Raw genomic sequence first — 15,721 nt, 5'->3', positions numbered from 1 at the left:
TATAGACCATTCTTATTTATATGAATGTTAATGATTTTCTTTCTATAAAATATAGTGACCTTAGTCAGGCAGAATTAAAAGTAAATATTGATAAACTTGCAGATTTTCTTAATCATCAAAGCTATCTGTATCATACTTTGGATAAGCCGATAATTTCTGATTCTGATTATGACAAGCTTTTTAAATTGCTTCAAGATTTAGTTGATGAGAATCCTCAGCTTAAACCTATAAATTCAGTCCTTGATCGAGTTGGTGGCGAGGTGTTAGCTGGTTTTGAAACTATTAAACATAAAAAGAAGATGACTTCTTTAGCCAATGTTTTTAGTCTTGAAGAACTTAAAGATTTCTATGAGAAAATTGAGTATGACGTTGAGCTTGAGTGCGAACCTAAAATGGATGGTTTAGCTATTAGCATTTTTTATAAAAATGGTGAGTTTGATTACGCTGTAACGCGTGGCGATGGTATTCAAGGTGAGAAGGTCTCTGAAAATGTTAAAACCATTAGAAATATTCCACTTAAACTAAATACAGCAAATCCACCTGAAGAGTTAGAGGTTCGAGGTGAGATTATATTAGATAAGCAAAGTTTCTTAGCTCTTAATGAGTATATGCAGGTTAATGAAAATAAAACTTTTGCAAATCCACGTAATGCTGCTGCTGGTAGTATTCGGATGTTAGATTCTAGAGTTGTAGCAAAGCGACCATTAAAACTATATAGCTATGGCATAGGTTATTTCTCAAATGACTTTACCCATCCAGAAACACAGTTTGATTTAATGAATCAGTTAAAAGATTTTGGCTTTACTATTAGTGATAATATGTTTTTAGCAAAAAATTTTGCAGAGCTTGAAGAGTATCATCACAAAATGAGTCATCAACGTGCGGATTTAGCTTATGATATTGATGGCTTAGTTTTTAAAGTAAATAATATTAAATTACAAGATGCTATTGGTTATACCGCAAGAGGTCCTAAGTGGGCTATTGCTTACAAATTTCCAGCAGAAGAGGTTGAGTCAGAGATTTTAAATGTAGAGTTTCAAGTTGGTAGAACAGGGGCTATTACTCCTGTAGCTAGACTTAAACCAGTTGCTGTAGGTGGTGTGATAGTCTCAAATGCAACCTTGCACAATATCAATGAGATTAGACGTAAAGATATTCGTGTAGGTGATAGGGTAATAGTGCGTAGAGCAGGGGATGTTATCCCTGAAATTGTTAAATCATTAGTGCAATATCGTAAATCAGATGCTAAAGTAGTAGAAATGCCATTATGTTGCCCAGTATGTAACTCATCGATAGAGAATATCAATGATCAAGCTATATATCGTTGTACAGGTGGTTGGCATTGCCAAGCGCAAACTACAGAACGATTAAAGCACTTTGTATCACGTAAAGCTATGGATATTGATAAGCTAGGAGCAAAATTAATAGAACAGCTAGTTGCTGCAGATTTGATTAAATATCCTGCTGATATCTATAAGCTTAATTTTGAACAACTAATTAACTTAGAAAGAATGGGAGCTAAATCATCACAGAATGTTTTAGATTCTATTGCTAAAAGTAAGACTCCAAGTTTAGCAAGATTTATTTTCTCTATAGGAATCAAAGATATTGGTGAAGTCTCATCAGAAGCATTAGCAAATCATTTTGGTAGTTTAGATAGTTTCAAAAACTCAACTATTGAAGAGCTAGTGGAAATTAGTGATATCGGTGAGATTATGGCTAATAATATCGTTTCTTTTTGGCAAGATTCACTGAATATAAATATTGTTGATGATCTTCTAAGTGTTGGAATTGATATACAAAATCCTGAGAAAGTAGAGTTAGAGAATAATGATAATTTTGCAGGTAAAACTGTAGTTATTACAGGTACTTTTGAAAATTATAATCGCACCGAACTTACTCAGCTTCTAAAATCAATCGGCGCAAAAGTCACTTCAAGTGTTTCTAAAAAAACAGATATGATAATTTGTGGTGATAATGCTGGTAGCAAACTTACAAAGGCACAAGATTTAGGTGTTGATGTTATTCTTGAAGAAGATTTAAAGGAATTATTATAAAATGATACTTCGAGAAGCTTATGAAAAAGACTTTGATCAGATGATAGAAATATGGGAAGCATCAGTTCGAGCAACGCATGATTTTTTAACAGAAAATGATATATTGAGTTTAAAGAAACTAATAAGGTCAGAGATTTTTTATTTAGATAGTATTAATATAAAAGTACTTGAGAAGGGCGATGAAATACTTGGGTTTATTGGTACAGCAAATGATAATATAGAAATGTTATTTATAGCTCCAAGCTATTTTGGCAAAAGAATCGGTAAATATTTACTTGATTACGCTATTAATGACAGAAAATGTACAAAAGTTGAGGTAAATGAGCAAAATCCTAGAGCTATAAGCTTTTATAAAAAGTATGGTTTTGTGATTAAATCTCGATCAAAGGTTGATCATCAGGGTAATCCGTTTCCAATTTTATACTTAGAGTTAAAGAATGCTTAGAAAAGGTGATGTACTATTTATTTCTGATAGTTCTGAGAAAAATATATCTGAATTATCAAGAGGCTATGCTCAACATAGCTATTATCATTGTGCTTTGTATATAGGATCTGGAGAAATTATTGAAGCTGTAAAGGTTGGTGGGGTAATTAAGGCTAATATATCTAAATATTTAAATAAAAAGATTCTTGTTGCACGAGTAAATGAAGGTGATAGTTTTTTAGATAAAGTTATTTCACAAGCAAAAGACTTTATAGGTTTTAGCTATAATGATTTATTTTTGCCAAACATAAAAAGAAAGCTTTATTGTTCAGAGTTAATTCATGAAGCGTTTAACTTAGCAAGCAAACAACAATATTTCACGCAGCATAAACTTAATTATATTTCTGAAAGAGACTTTAGTGTTTCACAATATTGGATAGAATTTTATAATCAGTATGGCCTTAAAGTTCCACAAGGCCAACCAGGATCTCATCCAAATAATTTATCTTTAGACAAAAGCTTCTACAAACGATTTTTCTTAGAACCGTAATAATAGTTTACAACCTCTGTACTTTATCGTAGAATTACTTCGAAATTATATTTAATAAAACTACTTAGCTAAAGGATTGAAATGCAAATAAGAAAGGCAACCTCAAAAGATTTTAAAGATATGCTAATTATCTGGGAAGAGTGTATATCTAAAACTTGTCAATTTCTTACAACTAGTGAGATTAACAAAGAAGTAGAAACGTTAGAAGAAAAATATTTTAAAGATCCTAATGTTAAATCTTTTGTACAAGTTATAGATGATGAGATAGTTGGTTTTTCATGCATTCGTGAGAAAGAACTTCTATTTACTCCGATAGACCCTAGATACTTTGGTAAAGGTATTGGTGAAACTGTAGTTAAATACTTATTTGAAAAATATGGTATTGAAACAGCCTATGTATATTCAAACGATATGCATTCTTTAGCATTTTATACAGCTCTAGGATTTGCTATTGAAGATAAAATAGAAGATATTTTCTTTGATAATGGCTATCAACTAAATAAATTAAAACTAACTGTATCTCCTAAAGAAGCAGCTGAAAAAATAGCTGCTAAAAAGAAGAAGTCTTTGTAATTAAGCAATAGTAGAAACCGTCACATTTTTCAATACTTGGCAATATTTGATAACCATATTCAGTTTTATATTCTTCAAGCATGCTTATTTCGACAATTTGAGCATTATGATTTTTCGCTAAGAAGTCTTTTATTTGATCTTGATTTTCTTGCTTTAAAATTGAGCAAGTTACATATAGAAGTAAGCCATTATCTTCTAAATTATTATCCCATATATTTTGTAAAATCTGAGCTTGTAGCTTTGTAATATCATTTACATCATTATTACTTCTTAGTAATTTAATATCAGGATTTCTTCTTATTGTTCCTAAAGCTGTACAGGGAGCATCAAGAATTATTTTATTAAATTTACCATGAAATGTTTTTGTAAGATCTTGCTTAACAATTCTTACACTATTATTAGGAGATATTCTATTTAAGTTTTCTTTAAGAAGCTCTAAGCGCCTATCTAATATATCTATAGCTGTAATATCTGCCTTAGGAGCCAGCTCTGAAATATGTGAAGTTTTCCCTCCTGGGGCAGCACATGCATCTAAGATTTTGTCTTCATTTTGAGGGTTAATTATCCAGCCTGCATATTGAGCAGATAAATCTTGAACTGTAAAATAACCTTTTTGAAAAAGTGTATTACTTTCTACAGCTATTGGTTTTTTAAGTTTTATTGAGTTTTTAAGTTCATTCTGTGACACATAAGGGATATTACTTTCATTAAAGTGTTCTATAACTTTAGTAGGGTCTTTTGAGCTATTTAAACGCACAAACATATCTGCTTTTGAATTACTAGCTTGTATAATATCTAGATAGCTATTAGGATACTGTTGTTTTAGTGTATTAATAAGCCATTCGGGCATATCATATTTCTTATGGTTATTATATTCTTCAGTTAGACTATCTATATTTCTAAGGACTTTTCTAAGAACTCCATTAACTAATTTCTTCGCCCAAACTATTTTTAGTTTTTGGCACGCTGAAACTGTTTCATTAATGCTTGCATAATGTGGTTGATTAATCTCAAAAATCTGGAGAATCCCAAGCATTATTAAAATCTTAGCTTTTTGTTTAGTTTTCTCTGAAATATAGGACTTTAGAATTTTCTCTAAGGAAAAGTAATTTCTAAAGAATTCATAGCATAGAAGCTTAACAAAAGACTTATCTTGATCAGATATATCTAAGTTTGAAAGTTTATGTTCGATAGTTAAAAGAGAATATTGCTTATCTAGAATATCTAAGATAACTTTAGCTGCTATAGCTCGAGTATTCATTATTGTTTAATATGTTTTGCTAACAGTTTGATAAGTTTAGGTTGAACTTTTTTATTACCAGCAACTATTAATCCAGAGCTTAGATTATTTGTACCATGGATATCTGTAACAATAGCACCAGCTTCTTTCATGATGATATAACCAGCAGCTAGATCCCAGATTTTTACATTACCACAAGCCCATAAACCATCAATATAACCAGCAGCTACATACGCCATATCCATAGCGATACTTCCTGAGTATCTATATCCTGATATTACTTGTTGTAATTTTATGATCTCGGCAACATAGCTATCATTAAATATTCTACGTGAGTATTTAAGAGAAGCTGAGATAAGTGTGTCAGTTAGGTCTCGACTTTGTGCTACACGAATTTTCTTACCATTTAAAAGAGCACCTTGACCCTTATAAGCACAAAACATTAGATCTAAGAAAGGGTTATAAATAACACCAAGAACAATATCATCATCCTTTTTTACACCTATAGAGATACAGCAATGTGGTAATCCATGGACAAAATTGTTTGTACCATCAATAGGGTCGATAATCCAAGTGAAACGACTATCTTTATTACCAAATTCACCGTTTTCTTCAGTTATAAAGTAATCATTAAAACCAGATTTTTTAATATTATCAATAATAAAGTTTTCTACAGCAACATCAACATTTGATACAACAGAGTTATCAGGTTTTTTTGAAATTTTTATAGTACTAGGATCATTTTGGGCTTGAAGAATGATTTTTCCAGCTTTTCTAGCGATAGTTGTTACAACATTAAGAATGGGTTTCATAGTGTAGATTTTGTAAAAATAATTATTTTTTTATATGATACCTTATTTAAGAACAAAATAGGATAGCTTTAGGTAAATAAGATGTTATATTATGCTAGTTATGCCATATGTTATAGCTATACCACCAAAGAATAACCATGCAAATAGTATTAGAGCTAACACTAGAGGTTTGATTCCAGCTTGGATGAATTTAGATACATGTGTCTCTAATCCTAAAGCTGTCATTGCCATAGCTAATAAAAATTGATCAGCTAGTCTAATGCTATTTACAGTTGTTACAGGTAAAAGATCTAAAGAGTTAAACCCAGCAACAATAATAAATCCTATAGCAAACCATGGGATTATTTTTTTGATAGATCCTTTTTCTGGTTTAGTACCAATTTTTCCAGTAGCAGTAGCCGCAGATTTTGCTAACCATATGCCTATGATTATTAACATAGGAGCTAACATCATAACACGTATCATCTTAACAGTTACAGCAACTTCTTCAGCATGAGCACTTACACCACTACCAGCAGCTACAACTTGGGCAACTTCATGTATAGAACCTCCAGCAAAGATACCATATTGAGCATCAGTCATATGCCCTAAGAGACCAGCTTTCATAAGAATAGGATATAGAAACATAGCTGCTGTACCAAATAGTACTACTGTACCAACTGCCATAGCTGCTTTATATGGTTCTGATTTTAGTGTGCCTTCTGTCGCTAGTACAGCTGCAGCACCACAAACAGCACTTCCAGCTGCAACTAAGATAGAACTATCTCTATCTAGCCCAAAGAATTTAGTTCCTAAAATAATACCTAATATTAATGTAGAGACTAGCATAATTATTGAAACAGATAGTCCTGCTAAACCTACCGAAGCAATAAGTTGAAAAGTTAAGTTAAAACCATAAAAGATAATTGCAAATCTAAGTATCTTTTTAGCACTAAAAACTATGCCTTCTTTCCATTGATGTATTATTTTAGCTGCTGGAGTATGTGTTAAAGCCATACCTAAAACAATACCTATAATTAAAGGACTAATTCCAAGATCTTCAATCACTGGGATTTTAGCAATAAAGTATGCTATAGCAGCAAGAGCTGCTACTAAAAGCACACCAAATATCATATTTTGTGTAAAGTAGTTTTTCATAGTTATTTCTCTATAATTGTTGATAATCTTGTATAAACTATACAATGTTTTTATAGAAGTTCATAACTAAAACAATTGATATGTCTTATTAGGAAAATTAATGATTGATATTTTTAGATAGATTTTTTCTGCTCTTTAGAAAAGATAACAGCCAATATTACAAGTATAAAAGATATTATATAGAAGGTCACTACAGCATGCATTACACTTGTCAGGCCAAAATATTTGTTAATAAATGCACCAGTAGTAGTAGAAAGGGCAGTACCTGTTGTACCAAAAAGTAAAATTGTTGTAATCAAAGTAGGAGGAGCATTTTCTATTTGGAAGGTTCCATAAGCTAGTAATCCTGCATAAATGTAGCAGTTAAATAGGCCAAATACTATAGCAGACTTTAATACAATATCCATACTAGGGATATAAAGGATACACGATAAAGCGACCAACCCAATTAGCATAAATGTTGGCAGGATATATTTTAAAGGAACAACTCTTGTTATAAGAGGACTTATAAATAAGCCAACACATTGCGCCATCCAGAAGTAAGATAATGGTTTGTTAGCATCAATAGTTCCCCAACCTAAGATTTCTTGGAAATAAGTTTGTGCATAACTAGTCATAGTTAGCTGAGCTAGCAAAAATAAAAATGCTGCAAAAGCTATGCAATATAAACTAAAGCTCCATGTTGAAAAGCTTAAGTTTGATTTAGTACTTTCATTTGTTTTATGTCTATTTAATATAGTAAAATCAGCGAACATAGCTAGAATAAGTATAATGATAGCAGTGATTTGTAAAATAGAATATATTGTATACCATTGAAAGTTTTGCGTTATTAGATAGGCTGCAAAAATTGGTGTTAAGGCACCACCAAAACTAAAGAAAAAGTCTGTAAAGATTACATTCATAGCTCTTATTTTATGATCATTATAAATACGTACGATCATGTAACTACCAATAGCCATAAATAAACCGCCAGTGATACCTACACTTGTTAAAAGTATTTTTAAGGTAAACATTGAAGGGTCTATGCTTGTAATTGATGATGATATAACACCAATGCCAACGGCAGCTATAAGTAGCAGTTTTATAGAGAATTTAGTCATTAAATAACCAATTACTAATATAGCAAACCACATTGCCACATTAATAAAAGTAAATGCAAAACCAATATCGCTATCATGAAAATATTTTGATAGTGGTTGCATTACTGACCCTGTTACTAAAACAACATTAGCTGTATAAAAGTAACAAAGATAGCAAATTAAAGTTATTAATAGCTTATTTTTTAGAGGTGTTGTATTCTTTATTGTATTTTCCATTATGGTTTCTAGGAAAGGTGATATCAAAACGTTATTTTCACACATGCTATTATTTTTAGCAAGAGGCTTATTTGGTATTCTGTTATAGAAATTCTTTTACATTTTAAATAAGGTTATATTTTATGGATTTTGCAAAAGTAACTTGGCAAGAAAATACACCTAAATCAGATATTTTTGATGATTTTTATTTTTCTAGTGATTCTGGAGTAGAGGAGAGCACATATAATTTTTTAGAACATAATTTCTTAGAAGATAAGTTCAGTTCTTTAAATCCTAAACAAAAGTTTTGTATTTGTGAGACTGGTTTTGGCACAGGACTTAATTTCACTTTAACATTTAATCTTTGGCAAAAAGTGGCTCCTAAAGATGCTCAGCTAGAGTTTATTTCATTTGAAAAATATCCTATGGATTTAGAAGATATTACAAAAGTATTAAATAGTTTTGAACAGTTAAATAATTATGAAAGATTTCTAGAGTTATATAAACCTCAAAAAGGTCTAAATAAAATTAGTTTTGATAATATAGTTTTAAAATTGATAATAGATGATATTAATAGTATTGAGCAATATAGTTTTTCTAAAGTAGATTCATGGTTTCTAGATGGTTTCGCTCCAGCTAGAAATATTACAATGTGGAGTGATAATTTATTCAAGAATATGGCTTTACGTTCTAATCTAAGCTCTTCATTTGCAACTTTTACAGCTAGCTCTCAAGTTAGAAAACAATTGCAAAAATATGGCTTTAAAGTTAAAAAAGATAGTGGTTTTGGTAAAAAAAGAGAAATGATGTATGGATTTTTTAATTCTTGATTGCATGTTTAACAGCATCAAAACTACTAAAACTATATTTAGCAATGTTATTTATATAAAAAGGATCATTTTTAATAAATTCTTTGATTTCTCCTATATCTCCTATTGCTAAAATAACTCCTCCTGTTTTAGGGATTTTAGGCCCTGATGCTAGAAGGATACCTTTTTTATAACCTACATCTAAGAAATCTCTATGAGATGGTCTAATTTTAGCTACTTCATTTTCATTCACTAGATAATGTAGGTCAATAATATGAATTTGCATATTTTTCTCCTGGGCATAAAAAAAGCCACTAGGGTGGCTTTTAAAAGATTGTTCAAAAAATTAATTGAATATTAGACTTTTTTGAAAATTACAGAACCATTTGTACCACCAAATCCAAATGAATTATTTAGTACATAGTCTATTTTCATTTTCTTAGCAGCATTAGCAGCATAATCTAAATTACAACCTTCATCTAGATTTTCTAGGTTAATTGTAGGTGGAGCTACTTGGTCTTTAATTGCTAATACACTAAATATAGATTCAATTGCACCAGCTGCACCAAGTAAATGTCCAGTCATAGATTTAGTAGAACTCATTACAAGATCTTTTCTATATTGACCAATCATTTTCTCAACAACTTGACTTTCTTGAACATCTCCTAGAGGAGTTGATGTACCATGAGCATTAACATAGTCAATAGCCTCAGGAGTTTTATCAAGATCAGCATCTGCTAGGGCATTTTGTACACATCTTTCTTGTCCAGCTGCATATGGCATAGTCATATGATATCCATCAGCAGACATACCAAAGCCAACAACTTCTGCGTAGATTTTAGCGCCACGTGCTTTTGCTTTTTCATATTCTTCTAGTACTACAACACCTGCACCGTCACCTAGTACAAATCCATCTCTATCTTTGTCCCATGGACGAGATGCACCTTGAGGATCATCGTTTCTAGTAGATAATGCTCTAGCAGCAGCAAAACCGCCCATACCAATAGCATTACTAGCTTTCTCAGAACCACCTGCTAGCATAGCATCAGCATCACCACTAGCAATCAATCTAGCTGCCATACCAATATTATGAGTACCTGTAGTACATGCAGTAACGATTGGTACGTTAGGACCTCTTAAACCATGATTTATGGAAATAATTCCAGAAAGCATGTTTATAATAGATGAAGGTATACAAAAAGGAGAAATCTTTGATGGTCCTTTTTTATCAATAGTTGCTTTAGTACCCTCTAAAGTTTCTATACCACCGATCCCAGAACTAACACAAACTCCAAATTTATAAGAGTCTTCTTCAGATACTTTGTCTATGCCAGCATCTTTTAAAGCTTCATTAGCTGCTGCGATACCATAGTAGCAGAAAGGATCCACTCTTTTTGCATCTTTTTTTCCTACAAGCGCATTTACATCAAAATCTTTAATTCTTGCTGCAAATCTAACTTTAAACTCGCTAATATCTGGCGCTGGAGTATCAAAACCAGTTATAGTTTCTACACCACTTTTACCAGCTAGAATATTAGCCCAAGTCGTAGGGACATCATTTCCTAAAGGTGTTACCATACCAAGGCCAGTAACAACTACTCTACGATTAGATTTCATAATTTAAATTAACCTGTTTATATACTTTTAGAAAAAGCACGGATTACTCAATCCGTACGGACTATGGGATAATTTTAGATTAGTTTACTTTAGAGTCGATATAGTCGTAAACATCTTTAACAGTTCTGATTTTTTCAGCATCTTCGTCAGGGATCTCAGTATCAAATTCTTCTTCTAGAGCCATAACTAATTCAACTGTATCTAGAGAGTCTGCACCTAAATCATCAATGAAAGAAGCTTCCGGTTTAAGATCTTCTTCTTTAACACCTAGTTGCTCAACAATGATAGAGTTTACTTTAGCATATACTTCGTTCGCGCTCATCTTTTTTTCCTTCTTATTTTTGTTTTAAAAATTAAAAACTTACATTCATTCCTAATAATATTATTTTTTATTCATTTTTGCAATATTTTTCCAAAAATTAAGCCATATACATGCCACCATTGACATGAAGAGTTTGTCCTGTGATATATCTAGCATCTTCTGAAGCTAAGAAAGCAACAGTGGCAGCTATATCTTTAGGTGCCCCCATTTGACCTGATGGTATTTTTGTTGCAATAAACGATTTTTGCTCATCTGTTAGCTTATCAGTCATATCTGTTGCGATAAAACCTGGAGCTACAACATTGACAGTTATATTTCTACTAGCAACTTCATAAGCTAGTGATTTTGAAAAACCAATTACACCAGCTTTAGCTGCACAGTAGTTTGATTGTCCTGGGTTACCAGCAGAGGCAACTACAGAACCAATAGAGATAACTCTTCCCCATCTTTTTTTCATCATTCCGCGGATACACTCTTTTGTCATACGGAAGATAGAACTAAGATTAGTGTTTATAACAGCATTCCACTCATCTTCTGACATTCTCATCATTAGATTATCACGAGTAATACCTGCATTATTTACTAATACATCTATGGCTAATTTTTCAGCTTTAATTTGAGCAAAAAAATCCTTGATGCTATCAGCATCAGAAATATTTAGTACCATACCTTTAGCACTGTAGCCTTTTTCTGTCATAGATTTCTCAAATTTTTCTGCAGAAGCTTGAGTTGTTGCTGTTCCTATTACCATAGCGCCTTTACTTGCTACAGTATTAGCTATTTCAAAGCCAATTCCTCGGCTTGCACCTGTTACTAATACGACTTTTTCATTTAAAGACATTTATATCTCCTATTTAAATGTTTTCTAAACTGTCTACTGTGTTTGTATCTTTGATAGTTAATGATTTATCTATTCTTTTTATAAGTCCACATAATACTTTATTTGGCCCACATTCAATTACTTCAGAAACTCCAAGATTAACTAGCTCTTCTACTGATTGTGTCCATAGTACTGGCTTATATAGCTGTTTAATAACTGCTGATTTTATTTCTACTGGATTATCGTGTGATTTTGCATCAAAATTTTGTACAACAGCTGTAGTAGGCTCTTTGAACTCTACTTTATTTAGTTCTGTTTCAAACTTATCAGCAGCATCTTTCATTAGTGAGCAGTGAGATGGAACACTAACTGCTAAAATTTGAGCACGTTTAGCGCCTTTTTCTTTAGCTATCACATTAGCTTTTTCTACCGCAGCTTTCTCTCCTGAGATAACTACTTGGCCAGTTGAATTAAAGTTAGCTGCTTCAACAACTCCTATATCAGAAGCTTCTTGGCATGCTTGGACTACATCTTCATTTGCAAGCCCTAATATAGCACTCATTGCACAATCTTTGTCAGTTACAGCGCTCTGCATTAGCTTACCTCTTGTAGATACAAGCTGTAAAGCATCCTTATATGAGATACATCCAGCAGCCAGAAGGGCAGTGTACTCGCCTAAGCTATGTCCTGCGAAGTACTCTACATTAAGATCAGGTTTTTGTTCTTTTAGAACTTTGAAGATGGCGTAGCTTGTAGCTAATAATGCAGGCTGTGTAAATTCAGTCTTATTTAAAGCATCTTGATCATTTTGAACTATATCCCATAGATCGTAGCCAAGATGTTGTTTTGCCTCATCTATAGTGTTTTTGAAAGTTTCAAATTTTTCATAGTAATCCTGAAGCATTCCTAGCTTCTGTGAACCTTGACCTGGGAAAACTATAGCTATTTTTGACATAATAAAATCTCCTTGTTAGACAAAAGTTATTAAATGCTCTTAGATTATATTTTTGCGATAAAACCACCCCAGACGAATCCAGCACCAAATGCTTCAGAAATTATCGTATCTCCGGGTTTAATTTGATTATTTTTTACAGCATGATCTAAAGCTAAAGGGATAGATGCTGCTGATGTATTACCATGGTCTTGTAATGTTGTTACAACTTTAGACATTGGCATATTTATTTTTTTTGCTGTTGAATTTAATATTCTAAAATTTGCTTGGTGAGGAACTAGCCAATCAATATCACTAGGTTCTATACCAGCTTCTTTTATAAGCTCATCAGCTAGAGAAGATAGTCTTGATACAGCAAATTTAAAAACCTTATTACCTTCCATAATTAAATATGGGTCAATATCAATATTTTGACCTCTAGAGCTTGGAAGATTATTTGGTACATTTAGCATATCTAGGCAAGAACCATCTGTAAATAATAAAGATGAGAGGATCTTATTTTCTTGGCTTGCTGAAACAACTACAGCTCCAGCACCATCACCGAAAAGCACACAAGTAGAGCGATCACTCCAATCTAAAACACGTGTCATCTTTTCCGCGCCAATTACTAATATATTTTTTGAACTAGAACTTTCTATATACTGTTTTGCAATATCAAGAGCATAAACAAAACCACTGCAGGCCGCAGAAACATCAAAACAACGAACTTTGAAATTTGTTATTTTTAGGTTCTGTTGAACAATAGATGCCGTTGAGGGCATTATAAAATCCCCCGTGCTTGTGGCAACTATTATTGTATCAATTTCATTGGCATCTAAGTTTGCTGCCTCAAGAGCTCTCTTTGCAGCTTCAGTAGCCATGTAGCTGGTGGTTTCTTTTTCATTTGCACAATGACGTCTTTCTATTCCAACTCTTTGTTTTATCCATTCATCTGAAGTATCTACAAATTTACTTATATCTTCATTAGTTAAGATTTTTTCAGGTAAATAGCTTCCTGTACCTAGTATTTGTGAAAACATTATATAGTTATACCTACTTTAGTTAGATTGATAACAAAAAAAACATCCAAAGCTAAACTTTAATAGCTGAGGACTTAAAAATTATTGTATCATGAATAAAAAGATTAAAGAACTTTTTCTAAAGATTCTTGAATTGTTTTAGGAATATTATATTTGATTTCTTTGATTGCTTCATAAATTGCTGTTTCAAAAGCATTTGCACTAGCGCTACCATGGCTCTTTACAACAATTCCTGTTAAACCTAATAATGAAGCCCCATTAAAGCTGTCTAGATTCATGCCTGTCTTCATTTTCTTAAATAATGGTAATGCCATCACTACAGGAACTTTCATTAACCAAGAAGTTTCTCTTATAGATTTTTTTATTAAAGATTCAATAAGCCTTAAGCTACCTTCCATAGTCTTTAAAGATACGTTACCAACGAAGCCGTCACAAACAATAACATCAGTAGAGTCATCAAAAATGTATTTACCTTCGATATAACCTTGGTAATTGATGAAGTCGCAACCTTGAAGTAGTTTAGCCGCATTTTTGATATTGTCTAAACCTTTCATTTCTTCTTCACCAATATTTAATAGTGAAACTCTAGGTTCAGCAACTCCTTTTGAGCTGGCAGCTAAGATTGATCCCATGATCGCAAATTGGAAAAGTTGCTCAGAAGAGCAAACAACATTAGCACCAAGGTCAAGCATATAAGTTTTGCTTAGTTGTCCAGTTTCTCTATTGTACGCAGGAAGTGCATATACGATAGCAGGACGATCAACACCATTGACAGTTTTTAAAACGAATTTTGATGTAGCCATTAAAGCGCCAGTATTTCCAGCGCTGACACAAGCATCAACTGTACCATCTTTGACAAGGTTTATAGCTACGCGCATTGATGAGTCTTTCTTTTTTCTAACAGCGATAGAAGGAGATTCATCCATGGCAACTGTTTCACTGGCATGATGGATAGCTACTCTTTGCAAAACTGGTAGTTTTATTTTTTTTACCTTTGAGTATCTGTCTAAAGCTCTTTTAACTTTGTGATGGTCACCAACAAGTACAATCTGTAGGTTAGAGTCTTTCTTTACTGCTTCAAGAGCTGCAGGGATTGTAGTATTTAAACCGTTGTCACCACCCATAGCATCTATAGATATTTTATAACTCATGATAAATAAAATTTCCTATATAGATAATTAGTCTTGCTTATTAAAATATTAAATCTAATAAACGGATTATGAAGTAATTTACGAAATATTAGTCTTCAGATTTTGTGTCTACAACTTTTTTACCTTTGTAAAAGCCGTTAGGTGATACGTGATGTCTTAAGTGTAACTCACCAGTTGACTTATCAGTAGATAAAGTAGGAGCCGTTAAAGAATCGTGAGATCTTCTCATATCTCTTCTTGATCTGCTTTTTTTAACCTGTTGTACAGCCATTTTAGATAACCTCTTATTTTATATTTATTTTATTGAAAAAATATGTCACTTTAAGTTTTTAAGAACCTCAAAAGGATTCCTTTTTTCTTTTACAACATTTTCTTGTTCGCTATAGTATGAATGTTTTTTTACTTTTTTACAAGTGTTAGAATCTTTTTTTGGCACTAAAGGTAGATCTAAGATGATTTCTTCTTTCAGAATACCGCGCAAATCAATGACTGAATCTTCGCATATAAAAGGCTCGTTAAGACTATCTACTGCTAATCTGTCATCCTCAACTATTATTACACTATTTGACACCTTAAAATCATAATCAAAAGGTTCTAGAGTATTTTGACAAATAAGTTTTATTGTTCCCTTAATGGTATATTTAATACAAGGATAGTTTTTCTCTTCAAAAAAAGAAAAATCGCCTATGAAAGTATGAGTTTCATCATATATTAGATCTGAAATTTGTTTAACATCATCGATTATTATTTTGTAGTTTTCTAACTCCCTTTTTTGCTTAGAATATATGGTGTGATTTATTTTATAAAAACTATCTTTCATTTTTTAAAATCATAAGCTTTAATTACAATATTCTAGCGTGATTTCTTGTTTTATGAAAGTCTCTACTGTATTATCGTAATAATTATGTTTTTGTATTTTTAACAATCACTAATAAAGGGTCAA

18 protein-coding genes are annotated in these 15,721 nt (G+C 32.0%); 5 read left to right on the top strand and 13 right to left on the bottom strand.

Translation table 11 applies throughout. The annotated features are described in order from the left end of the window. The first annotated feature begins 20 nt into the window (after window positions 1–20). From ligA to F7310_RS07425, 4 genes are all read left to right on the top strand, one after another. A complete protein-coding gene (ligA, locus tag F7310_RS07440) occupies window positions 21–2,057 on the top strand; it encodes an NAD-dependent DNA ligase LigA (RefSeq protein WP_072712908.1) in 2,037 nt (678 codons plus the stop codon). A gap of 1 nt (window position 2,058) precedes the next feature. Then, window positions 2,059–2,502 (top strand): GNAT family N-acetyltransferase, encoded by a 444-nt coding sequence (locus F7310_RS07435; RefSeq protein WP_072712906.1) that lies wholly within the window; start codon window positions 2,059–2,061, stop codon window positions 2,500–2,502. Continuing rightward, on the top strand, window positions 2,495–3,031 hold the full coding sequence (locus F7310_RS07430; RefSeq protein ID WP_072712905.1) for a YiiX/YebB-like N1pC/P60 family cysteine hydrolase: 537 nt from the start codon (window positions 2,495–2,497) through the stop codon (window positions 3,029–3,031). The genes F7310_RS07435 and F7310_RS07430 overlap by 8 nt, the downstream gene beginning before the upstream one ends. An 81-nt stretch (window positions 3,032–3,112) precedes the next feature. Continuing rightward, window positions 3,113–3,604: a GNAT family N-acetyltransferase gene (locus tag F7310_RS07425; protein ID WP_072712903.1), complete on the top strand. Its 492-nt coding sequence runs from the start codon at window positions 3,113–3,115 to the stop codon at window positions 3,602–3,604. On the opposite strand, the gene rsmB is transcribed toward F7310_RS07425, so the two are convergent. From rsmB to tsgA, 4 genes are all read right to left on the bottom strand, one after another. Continuing rightward, on the bottom strand, window positions 3,582–4,865 hold the full coding sequence (gene rsmB, locus F7310_RS07420) for a 16S rRNA (cytosine(967)-C(5))-methyltransferase RsmB (RefSeq protein WP_072712901.1): 1,284 nt from the start codon (window positions 4,863–4,865) through the stop codon (window positions 3,582–3,584). The genes F7310_RS07425 and rsmB overlap by 23 nt on opposite strands. Beyond that, window positions 4,865–5,656, bottom strand: a complete 792-nt coding sequence (locus F7310_RS07415) for an inositol monophosphatase family protein (protein ID WP_072712900.1) — start codon at window positions 5,654–5,656, stop codon at window positions 4,865–4,867. The genes rsmB and F7310_RS07415 overlap by 1 nt, the downstream gene beginning before the upstream one ends. 84 nt (window positions 5,657–5,740) lie before the next feature. Next, on the bottom strand, window positions 5,741–6,793 hold the full coding sequence (locus F7310_RS07410) for a YeiH family protein (protein ID WP_072712898.1): 1,053 nt from the start codon (window positions 6,791–6,793) through the stop codon (window positions 5,741–5,743). Between the two features lie 113 nt (window positions 6,794–6,906). After that, on the bottom strand, window positions 6,907–8,109 hold the full coding sequence (gene tsgA / locus F7310_RS07405; RefSeq protein ID WP_072712897.1) for an MFS transporter TsgA: 1,203 nt from the start codon (window positions 8,107–8,109) through the stop codon (window positions 6,907–6,909). 122 nt (window positions 8,110–8,231) lie between these two features. On the opposite strand from tsgA, the gene mnmC2 reads away from it, so the two are divergent. Next, complete coding sequence (gene mnmC2, locus F7310_RS07400; RefSeq protein WP_072712895.1) at window positions 8,232–8,918, top strand: tRNA (5-methylaminomethyl-2-thiouridine)(34)-methyltransferase MnmC2; 687 nt, start codon at window positions 8,232–8,234, stop codon at window positions 8,916–8,918. Here mnmC2 and F7310_RS07395 read toward each other — a convergent pair. From F7310_RS07395 to F7310_RS07355, 9 genes are all read right to left on the bottom strand, one after another. Then, entirely contained in the window at window positions 8,908–9,183 is a 276-nt protein-coding gene (locus tag F7310_RS07395; RefSeq protein WP_072712894.1) for a YciI family protein, read from the bottom strand. The genes mnmC2 and F7310_RS07395 overlap by 11 nt on opposite strands. A gap of 71 nt (window positions 9,184–9,254) precedes the next feature. Beyond that, a complete protein-coding gene (gene fabF / locus F7310_RS07390; protein ID WP_072712892.1) occupies window positions 9,255–10,514 on the bottom strand; it encodes a beta-ketoacyl-ACP synthase II in 1,260 nt (419 codons plus the stop codon). A gap of 79 nt (window positions 10,515–10,593) precedes the next feature. After that, the gene (gene acpP, locus F7310_RS07385) at window positions 10,594–10,836 is read right to left on the bottom strand and encodes an acyl carrier protein (protein WP_004287370.1); all 243 of its coding nucleotides are present in this window, start codon (window positions 10,834–10,836) and stop codon (window positions 10,594–10,596) included. A 97-nt stretch (window positions 10,837–10,933) separates the two neighbouring features. After that, a complete protein-coding gene (gene fabG, locus F7310_RS07380) occupies window positions 10,934–11,677 on the bottom strand; it encodes a 3-oxoacyl-ACP reductase FabG (RefSeq protein ID WP_072712891.1) in 744 nt (247 codons plus the stop codon). Window positions 11,678–11,690: 13 nt separating this feature from the next. Further along, window positions 11,691–12,611 (bottom strand): ACP S-malonyltransferase, encoded by a 921-nt coding sequence (fabD, locus tag F7310_RS07375; RefSeq protein WP_072712889.1) that lies wholly within the window; start codon window positions 12,609–12,611, stop codon window positions 11,691–11,693. 44 nt (window positions 12,612–12,655) lie between these two features. Further along, complete coding sequence (locus tag F7310_RS07370; protein ID WP_072712888.1) at window positions 12,656–13,627, bottom strand: beta-ketoacyl-ACP synthase III; 972 nt, start codon at window positions 13,625–13,627, stop codon at window positions 12,656–12,658. A 104-nt stretch (window positions 13,628–13,731) separates the two neighbouring features. Next, on the bottom strand, window positions 13,732–14,778 hold the full coding sequence (plsX, locus tag F7310_RS07365; protein ID WP_072712886.1) for a phosphate acyltransferase PlsX: 1,047 nt from the start codon (window positions 14,776–14,778) through the stop codon (window positions 13,732–13,734). 88 nt (window positions 14,779–14,866) lie between these two features. Next, window positions 14,867–15,049 carry a 50S ribosomal protein L32 gene (gene rpmF / locus F7310_RS07360; protein ID WP_072712885.1) on the bottom strand — a complete coding sequence of 61 codons (183 nt, stop codon included), beginning with the start codon at window positions 15,047–15,049 and terminating at the stop codon, window positions 14,867–14,869. Window positions 15,050–15,094: 45 nt separating this feature from the next. Beyond that, entirely contained in the window at window positions 15,095–15,598 is a 504-nt protein-coding gene (locus F7310_RS07355; RefSeq protein WP_072712883.1) for a YceD family protein, read from the bottom strand. Window positions 15,599–15,721 lie beyond the last annotated feature (123 nt).

The organism is Francisella uliginis, from assembly GCF_001895265.1.
GTDB classification, from domain to species: domain Bacteria; phylum Pseudomonadota; class Gammaproteobacteria; order Francisellales; family Francisellaceae; genus Francisella; species Francisella uliginis.
The sequence above is the reverse complement of the archived record's forward strand: the minus strand, read 5'-3'. Positions and strand labels throughout refer to the sequence as shown.

Bases quoted from the DNA above. Each gene is read 5' to 3' on its own strand.
- fabF (WP_072712892.1), bottom strand. From the start codon at position 10,514: ATGAAATCTAATCGTAGAGTAGTTGTTACTGGCCTTGGTATGGTAACA.
- F7310_RS07395 (WP_072712894.1), bottom strand. From the start codon at position 9,183: ATGCAAATTCATATTATTGACCTACATTATCTAGTGAATGAAAATGAA.
- tsgA (WP_072712897.1), bottom strand. From the start codon at position 8,109: ATGGAAAATACAATAAAGAATACAACACCTCTAAAAAATAAGCTATTA.
- F7310_RS07435 (WP_072712906.1), top strand. From the start codon at position 2,059: ATGATACTTCGAGAAGCTTATGAAAAAGACTTTGATCAGATGATAGAA.
- F7310_RS07430 (WP_072712905.1), top strand. From the start codon at position 2,495: ATGCTTAGAAAAGGTGATGTACTATTTATTTCTGATAGTTCTGAGAAA.
- ligA (WP_072712908.1), top strand. From the start codon at position 21: ATGAATGTTAATGATTTTCTTTCTATAAAATATAGTGACCTTAGTCAG.
- fabD (WP_072712889.1), bottom strand. From the start codon at position 12,611: ATGTCAAAAATAGCTATAGTTTTCCCAGGTCAAGGTTCACAGAAGCTA.
- plsX (WP_072712886.1), bottom strand. From the start codon at position 14,778: ATGAGTTATAAAATATCTATAGATGCTATGGGTGGTGACAACGGTTTA.
- acpP (WP_004287370.1), bottom strand. From the start codon at position 10,836: ATGAGCGCGAACGAAGTATATGCTAAAGTAAACTCTATCATTGTTGAG.
- rpmF (WP_072712885.1), bottom strand. From the start codon at position 15,049: ATGGCTGTACAACAGGTTAAAAAAAGCAGATCAAGAAGAGATATGAGA.
- rsmB (WP_072712901.1), bottom strand. From the start codon at position 4,865: ATGAATACTCGAGCTATAGCAGCTAAAGTTATCTTAGATATTCTAGAT.
- fabG (WP_072712891.1), bottom strand. From the start codon at position 11,677: ATGTCTTTAAATGAAAAAGTCGTATTAGTAACAGGTGCAAGCCGAGGA.
- F7310_RS07370 (WP_072712888.1), bottom strand. From the start codon at position 13,627: ATGTTTTCACAAATACTAGGTACAGGAAGCTATTTACCTGAAAAAATC.
- F7310_RS07355 (WP_072712883.1), bottom strand. From the start codon at position 15,598: ATGAAAGATAGTTTTTATAAAATAAATCACACCATATATTCTAAGCAA.
- mnmC2 (WP_072712895.1), top strand. From the start codon at position 8,232: ATGGATTTTGCAAAAGTAACTTGGCAAGAAAATACACCTAAATCAGAT.
- F7310_RS07415 (WP_072712900.1), bottom strand. From the start codon at position 5,656: ATGAAACCCATTCTTAATGTTGTAACAACTATCGCTAGAAAAGCTGGA.
- F7310_RS07410 (WP_072712898.1), bottom strand. From the start codon at position 6,793: ATGAAAAACTACTTTACACAAAATATGATATTTGGTGTGCTTTTAGTA.
- F7310_RS07425 (WP_072712903.1), top strand. From the start codon at position 3,113: ATGCAAATAAGAAAGGCAACCTCAAAAGATTTTAAAGATATGCTAATT.